Source organism: Citrobacter sp. (assembly GCF_050252275.1).
In the GTDB taxonomy this organism is placed as follows: domain Bacteria; phylum Pseudomonadota; class Gammaproteobacteria; order Enterobacterales; family Enterobacteriaceae; genus Citrobacter_A; species Citrobacter_A amalonaticus.
The window spans coordinates 1-7,591 of the sequence record NZ_JBFWLF010000223.1 but is presented as its reverse complement, the minus strand read 5'-3'; the positions used below and the strand labels follow the sequence as shown (position 1 = coordinate 7,591).

At 54.0% G+C, this 7,591-nt stretch carries 7 protein-coding genes; 4 read left to right on the top strand and 3 right to left on the bottom strand.

What is annotated here, in order from left to right:
- Window positions 1–1,151 (top strand): murein hydrolase activator EnvC (envC, locus tag AB7E14_RS17195; RefSeq protein WP_428169711.1); only part of this gene is annotated, 1,151 nt, incomplete at its 5' end.
- Between the two features lie 3 nt (window positions 1,152–1,154).
- On the top strand, window positions 1,155–2,114 hold the full coding sequence (locus tag AB7E14_RS17190; protein ID WP_316962410.1) for a divergent polysaccharide deacetylase family protein: 960 nt from the start codon (window positions 1,155–1,157) through the stop codon (window positions 2,112–2,114).
- Here the strand turns inward: AB7E14_RS17190 and AB7E14_RS17185 are convergent.
- The 3 genes from AB7E14_RS17185 to kbl all read right to left on the bottom strand — a co-directional run bounded on the left by AB7E14_RS17185 (window position 2,101) and on the right by kbl (window position 5,603).
- Complete coding sequence (locus AB7E14_RS17185; RefSeq protein ID WP_042998612.1) at window positions 2,101–3,135, bottom strand: glycosyltransferase; 1,035 nt, start codon at window positions 3,133–3,135, stop codon at window positions 2,101–2,103. The genes AB7E14_RS17190 and AB7E14_RS17185 overlap by 14 nt on opposite strands.
- Before the next feature lie 236 nt (window positions 3,136–3,371).
- Window positions 3,372–4,397 (bottom strand): L-threonine 3-dehydrogenase, encoded by a 1,026-nt coding sequence (gene tdh / locus AB7E14_RS17180; protein ID WP_042998613.1) that lies wholly within the window; start codon window positions 4,395–4,397, stop codon window positions 3,372–3,374.
- A gap of 9 nt (window positions 4,398–4,406) precedes the next feature.
- On the bottom strand, window positions 4,407–5,603 hold the full coding sequence (gene kbl, locus AB7E14_RS17175) for a glycine C-acetyltransferase (protein WP_042998614.1): 1,197 nt from the start codon (window positions 5,601–5,603) through the stop codon (window positions 4,407–4,409).
- 215 nt (window positions 5,604–5,818) lie between these two features.
- On the opposite strand from kbl, the gene rfaD reads away from it, so the two are divergent.
- Together rfaD and rfaF are read left to right on the top strand one after the other, a co-directional pair.
- A complete protein-coding gene (gene rfaD, locus AB7E14_RS17170; RefSeq protein ID WP_042998615.1) occupies window positions 5,819–6,751 on the top strand; it encodes an ADP-glyceromanno-heptose 6-epimerase in 933 nt (310 codons plus the stop codon).
- 12 nt (window positions 6,752–6,763) lie between these two features.
- Window positions 6,764–7,591, top strand: an 828-nt coding sequence (gene rfaF / locus AB7E14_RS17165) for an ADP-heptose--LPS heptosyltransferase RfaF (protein WP_428169710.1), incomplete at its 3' end; no start/stop codon positions are given.

Genomic DNA, 7,591 nt, shown 5'->3' with positions numbered 1-7,591 from the left:
GCGATCAGCTTAAATCCATTCAGGCAGATATCGCCGCCAAAGAACGTGCTGTTCGTCAGCAACAGCACCAACGTACTGGCCTGCTAGCGCAACTGAAGGCGCAGGAAGAGGCCATCTCCGCCGCCGCACGCCAGTTACGTGAAACGCAAAACACGCTTGCGCAGCTGAACAAACAAATCGATGAGATGAATGCTTCTATTGCGAAGCTGGAACGGCAGAAAGCCAACCAGGAGCGCAGCCTTGCCGCGCAGCTGGATGCCGCGTTTCGCCAGGGTGAACACACGGGTATTCAGCTTATCCTCAGCGGTGAAGAGAGCCAGCGCGGTCAGCGTTTGCAGGCCTACTTTGGTTATCTGAACCAGGCGCGCCAGGAGACGATCAACGAGTTGAAGCAGACTCGCGAAGAGGTCGCCGCCCAGCGTGCCGAACTGGAAGAGAAGCAGAGTCAGCAACAGACGCTGCTGTATGAACAGCGCGCCCAGCAGGCGAAGCTTGAACAGGCGCGTAACGAACGTAAGAAAACCCTCGCCGGGCTGGAATCCTCCATTCAGCAAGGCCAGCAACAGCTCAGTGAACTGCGCGCCAACGAATCCCGTTTGCGTAACAGCATTGCCCGTGCCGAGGCGGCCGCCAAAGCCCGTGCCGAACGCGAAGCACGTGAGGCGGAAGCGGTACGTAATCGCCAGAAAGAGGCCACCCGCAAAGGCACCACGTACAAGCCCACAGACAGTGAGAAATCGCTGATGTCGCGTACCGGCGGTCTGGGTTCGCCACGCGGCCAGGCATTCTGGCCCGTTCGCGGCCCCACGCTGCATCGCTATGGCGAACAACTGCAAGGTGAGCTACGTTGGAAGGGGATGGTTATCGGTGCGTCTGAAGGCACTGAAGTGAAAGCCATTGCCGATGGTCGCGTCATTCTGGCGGACTGGCTGCAGGGATACGGACTGGTCGTCGTCGTTGAACACGGCAAGGGCGACATGAGTCTTTATGGCTACAACCAGAGTGCGCTGGTCAGTGTCGGTACGCAGGTTCGCGCCGGCCAGCCGATTGCGCTGGTGGGTAGCAGCGGGGGTCAGGGTCGACCGTCGCTCTATTTCGAAATTCGTCGCCAGGGTCAGGCCGTCAATCCACAACCGTGGTTGGGAAGATAAGTTTTGCCTCAGTTTCGTCGTACTGTTCTTTCATTCGCCAGCCTGCTGGCATTCGCCTCCCCTGTTTTTGCTGGCAAACTCGCCATCGTCATTGACGATTTTGGCTACCGCCCGCATTACGAAAATCAGGTGCTGGCGATGCCCTCTCAAATCTCCGTCGCCGTGCTACCCAATGCGCCTCATGCGCGCGAAATGGCGACCAAAGCGCATAACAGCGGTCATGAAGTGCTGATCCATCTGCCGATGGCACCGCTGAGTAAACAGCCGCTGGAGAAAGACACCCTACGTCCGGAGATGAGCAGCGACGAAATTGAACGGATCATTCGCGAGGCGGTTGGTAAAGTGCCTTACGCGGTGGGGCTCAACAACCATATGGGCAGCGCAATGACTTCCAGCCTGTTTGGTATGCAAAAAGTGATGCAGGCGCTGGAACGCTACGATCTCTATTTTCTCGACAGTATGACCATCGGTAACAGTCAGGCGATGCGTGCCGCATCCGGAACCGGCGTAAAGGTGATTAAGCGGAAAGTGTTTCTCGACGACACGCAAAACGACACGGACATTCGCCGCCAGTTTACCCGCGCGATTGATCTGGCCCGCCGCAACGGTTCTGCCATCGCGATAGGCCACCCTCATCCGTCGACGGTACGTGTGTTACAGCAAATGGTGTATAACCTGCCAGCCGACATCACCCTTGTCCGTCCGAGCAGCCTGCTCAATGAGCCGCAGGTAGATACCTCCACGCCGAATTTGACACCGCCGAAAACCAACGACGCCCCGCGAAATCCATTCCGCGGCGTGGCGTTGTGTAAAGCGAAGAAACCTGTAGAACCGGTCTATACCAGTCGATTCTTCAGCGTGTTAAGCGAAAGCATCAGTCAGAGCACGCTGGTGAACTGGTTCCAGAATCAGTGGCAAGGCTGGGGAAAATCGCCCCGCGATAACAGCGTTAACCCAGGTTAAGCGCTTTACGTGCAGTACGATGGTGCGAACGCGTTTTGTCGCGCCATTGGTACAATCTCACTGACCACAGTAACGCCTGATAGGCGACCTTGGCGCTGCGCACGTTCATTATCATACGTTTATACATCCCCGAGGTAAAAATCTCGGCGATCATTCGCTGACGCGTCAAAATATCAGGCTCTTTGCGCACGGAATGACAAACACGCAATGCTTCATACGTTATTTGTTGATGAAATTCAGGATAGATAGTAATCCTGTCTGCGTAATTCCGATTAAGCTTCTCTAATAATCGGGTGATCTTAATGTAATGTCGCTGATAGTTCAGATTTTTATTACCCTGACGTTTCAGTCGGCTGACAGAATTATTATGTAAGAAATATTTATACAAAGATTCTTCCGTATAACGCGCACGCAGCGCGTTAAACATAAATTCCGTGGTCCACACAATATCCTGATGATGTAATCCGGGAATAAAGCGGATGTTATTCTTTTCAATCACATCCCGACGATAAACCCCCATCCACACCACGTGGGTCCAGCGGCGGGATGAAAGCGCCATACGCAGCCAGTCAGGACCGGTGAGTACGCCGGTTGAACGGATCCGGTCGGTCGGAATAGATTGCCAGGTCACGCCGGTATCCCGCTCGCTCCAGTCGGCATTGCACTGCGCGACGTCCAGATCGTCCTCCAGCGCCATTGTCATTAGCGTTTCGTACATATGCGGATAGACGAGGTCATCGGCATCAACAAATGCGATGTACTTACCACTCGCCACCTCCATCCCGCGGTTACGGGCGACCGATGCTCCGGCATTCGCCTGGTGGAGCAGTCGTACATGAGGATAGTTTTCGGCGTAATACTTTGCTATATCAACAGAATTATCCGTTGACCCGTCATTGACAATAATAATTTCCAGGGCAGTCCATGTTTGCGCGATGAGAGATTCCATGCAGGCTTTAAAATCATTACCCGCATTATATAACGGGATAATAACACTGAGTCTGTTTGTACTTTTCATCATAATAAATTACCGAATGCCTTTGAAGTTATCCGCCTTTTTACAGCCTTTGTATTAAGAAACGATTAAGGCTGATAATAATATTTGTAAAGGCTCCAGGAGACTTCAGCGTAGGGGCATCAGGTAAACAGCAATATAAGACTACGACGCAATTACGAATTATTTATGACAATGACAATTCTTTACAGCTTTCCAGATATTCCTCAGGAAATAAGGCCGGATTTTCCGGCCTTATCTGATTAATTCCAGCTGAGAATGACTTTCCCGGACTGGCCTGAACGCATAGCGTCAAAGCCTTTCTGGAACTCATCAATCGAGAAGCGGTGGGTGATGATCGGCGACAGATCCAAACCAGACTGAATCAGCGCGGCCATCTTGTACCAGGTTTCGAACATCTCGCGGCCGTAAATGCCTTTAATGAACAGCCCCTTAAAGATCACCTTCGTCCAGTCGATAGACATGTCTGAGGGAGGAATGCCCAGCATCGCAATCCGACCACCGTGGTTCATGGTGTCAAGCATCGCGCGGAATGCTGGCGGCGCACCGGACATCTCCAGGCCGACATCAAACCCTTCAGTCATGCCCAGTTCGTCCATCACCTCGTTCAGGCTCTCTTTCGACACGTTGACTGCGCGGGTGATACCCATCTTACGCGCCAGTTCAAGACGGTATTCGTTCACGTCGGTGATCACCACGTTGCGTGCGCCCACGTGCTTCGCTACCGCCGCCGCCATGATGCCGATAGGGCCAGCCCCCGACACCAGCACGTCTTCGCCGACCAGATCGAACGACAACGCCGTATGCACCGCGTTGCCAAACGGGTCAAAGATGGAGGCCAGGTCATCCGAGATATTGTCCGGAATTTTGAACGCGTTGAACGCCGGGATCACCAGGTATTCTGCGAAACAGCCCGGACGGTTCACGCCCACACCTGTGGTATTACGGCACAGGTGCGTGCGTCCGCCACGACAGTTACGGCAGTGTCCGCAGGTAATGTGTCCTTCCCCAGACACGCGGTCGCCGATTTTGAAGCCTTTCACTTCCTGACCGATACCGACCACTTCGCCAACGTACTCATGGCCGACAACCATAGGAACCGGGATGGTTTTTTGCGACCATTCATCCCAGTTATAGATGTGAACGTCAGTGCCGCAGATGGCTGTTTTACGGATTTTAATCAGCAGATCGTTGTGGCCGACTTCCGGTTCCGGAACGTCGGTCATCCAGATGCCCTCTTCCGCTTTCAGTTTGGATAACGCTTTCATCTCACATCCTCAGGCAATAACGCCCAGTTGTTTACCAATGCGGGTGAAGGCTTCCACCGCGCGGGTGATTTGTTCCGGGGTATGCGCCGCAGACATCTGAGTACGAATGCGGGCCTGGCCTTTCGGAACAACCGGATAGAAGAATCCTGTGACGTAAATGCCCTCTTTTTGCAGCTCGCGGGCAAAGTCTTGTGCAATCACCGCGTCACCCAGCATCACCGGGATAATCGCGTGATCGGCGCCGGCCAGGGTAAACCCGGCGGCAGACATTTGCTCACGGAACTGACGCGCGTTGGCCCACAGGCGATCGCGCAGTTCACCGCCAGACTCAACCATCTCCAGCACTTTGATGGAGGCAGCGACAATCGCCGGCGCCAGCGAGTTAGAGAACAGATACGGGCGAGAGCGCTGACGCAGCCATTCAACCACCTCTTTGCGCGCGGCGGTATAGCCACCAGACGCGCCGCCAAGCGCTTTACCCAGCGTGCCGGTGATGATATCTACGCGGCCCATCACGTCGCAGTACTCATGGGAACCACGACCGTTCTCTCCGACAAACCCCACCGCGTGAGAGTCATCGACCATCACCAGCGCGTTGTATTTGTCAGCCAGATCGCACACGCCCTTCAGGTTGGCGATGACGCCGTCCATTGAGAACACGCCGTCAGTGGCAATCAGCACATGACGAGCCCCGGCGTCGCGCGCTTCTTGCAGACGCGCTTCCAGTTCCTGCATATCGTTGTTGGCATAGCGGAAGCGCTTTGCTTTACACAGGCGCACGCCGTCAATGATAGAGGCATGGTTCAGGGCATCGGAAATAATCGCATCCTCGGCGCCGAGCAGCGTTTCGAACAGGCCGCCGTTGGCATCAAAGCAGGAGGAGTAAAGAATGGCATCTTCCATGCCGAGGAATTCAGCCAGCTTTTGCTCAAGCTGTTTATGGCTGTCCTGGGTGCCGCAGATAAAGCGCACCGACGCCATCCCGAATCCGTGAGAATCCATACCGGCTTTTGCCGCAGCAATCAGCTCTGGATGGTTCGCCAGCCCCAGATAGTTGTTGGCACAGAAATTAATGACGTGGCTGCCATCCGCCACCGTGATATCGGCCTGCTGAGCAGACGTAATAATGCGCTCTTCTTTAAACAATCCTTCCGCACGGGCGGTTTGCAGATCGTTAGTTAACTGTTTGTAAAAATCCCCACGCATTGCGATTCTCCAGACTGGGCAAATTTCAGCACATCTTACCTAACCCTGGACGCTGATACGAGATGACGCATTATCACTTCTTTAAAATGCAGGATAAATCACGCGTACCCACACGACCATTCGGTGAATGGCTGAAGCCAACGCTATGTAGTGATATGATAAGAGGTATTCGTGTCTGAGATTGTCTCTGACTCCATAATTCATAGGTTACAGTTATGATCATCGTTACCGGCGGCGCGGGCTTTATCGGCAGCAACATCGTTAAGTCCCTGAATGATAAAGGCATCACCGATATCCTGGTGGTGGACAACCTGAAAGACGGCACCAAGTTTGTTAACCTGGTGGATCTGAACATTGCCGACTATATGGATAAAGAAGATTTCTTAATCCAGATTATGGCGGGCGAAGAGTTCGGCGAGATCGAAGCCATTTTCCACGAAGGGGCCTGCTCTTCCACCACCGAGTGGGACGGCAAGTACATGATGGATAACAACTATCAGTACTCCAAAGAGCTGCTGCATTACTGCCTGGAGCGCGAAATTCCGTTCCTGTATGCCTCTTCCGCTGCCACCTATGGCGGTCGCACGTCTGATTTCATCGAATCCCGCGAATATGAGAAACCGCTGAACGTTTACGGTTACTCTAAATTCCTGTTTGACGAGTATGTGCGTCAGATCCTGCCAGAAGCCAATTCACAGATCGTCGGCTTCCGTTACTTCAACGTCTACGGACCCCGCGAAGGCCATAAAGGTAGCATGGCAAGCGTGGCTTTCCATCTCAATACGCAACTCAACAACGGCGAAACGCCGAAGCTGTTTGAAGGTAGCGAAAACTTTAAGCGTGACTTCGTGTACGTCGGCGACGTGGCGGATGTAAATCTGTGGTTCTGGGAGAACGGCGTGTCCGGCATCTTTAACCTGGGTACCGGTCGTGCAGAATCCTTCCAGGCGGTGGCAGATGCCGCGCTGGCATACCATAAGAAAAGTGAACTTGAGTACATTCCGTTCCCGGAAAAACTGAAAGGTCGCTACCAGGCATTTACTCAGGCCGATCTAACCAACCTGCGCGCTGCGGGCTACGATAAGCCCTTCAAGACCGTTGCCGAAGGCGTTACGGAATATATGACCTGGCTGAACCGCGACGCGTAAGGCAGGCAATCTATGAGGATTCTGGTGATTGGCCCGTCCTGGGTAGGCGACATGATGATGTCGCAAAGTCTCTATCGCACGCTCAAGGCGCGCTATCCCCAGGCGATAATCGATGTGATGGCACCGGCATGGTGCCGTCCGTTGTTATCGCGGATGCCGGAAGTCAACGAGGCAATTCCAATGCCGCTCGGCCACGGCGCACTCGAACTTGGCGAACGCCGCAAACTGGGTCACAGTCTGCGTGAAAAACGCTATGATCGCGCTTACGTGTTGCCCAACTCGTTTAAATCAGCGCTGGTTCCTTTCTTTGCCGGTATCCCTCACCGTACGGGCTGGCGCGGTGAAATGCGCTACGGCCTGCTTAACGATGCGCGCGTACTGGATAAAGCCGCCTGGCCCTTAATGGTCGAGCGTTACGTGGCGCTAGCCTACGATAAAGGCGTGATGCGCACGGCGAAAGATCTGCCGCAGCCGATATTGTGGCCGCAACTCCAGGTGAGCGAAGGTGAAAAGTCGTTAACCTGCAGCGCGTTTTCGCTTTCTGACGAACGTCCGATGATTGGCTTTTGCCCCGGCGCGGAGTTCGGTCCGGCAAAACGCTGGCCGCACTACCATTATGCGGAGCTGGCGAAACAGCTCATCGATGAAGGCTATCAGATAGTGCTGTTTGGCTCGGCGAAAGATCATGAGGCTGGAAACGAAATTCTGGCGACATTGAGTGATGAACAACAGGCGTGGTGTCGTAACCTGGCGGGCGAAACACAGCTCGAACAGGCGGTCATATTGATTGGCGCGTGTAAAGCCGTTGTCACCAACGACTCCGGCCTGATGCACGAGATC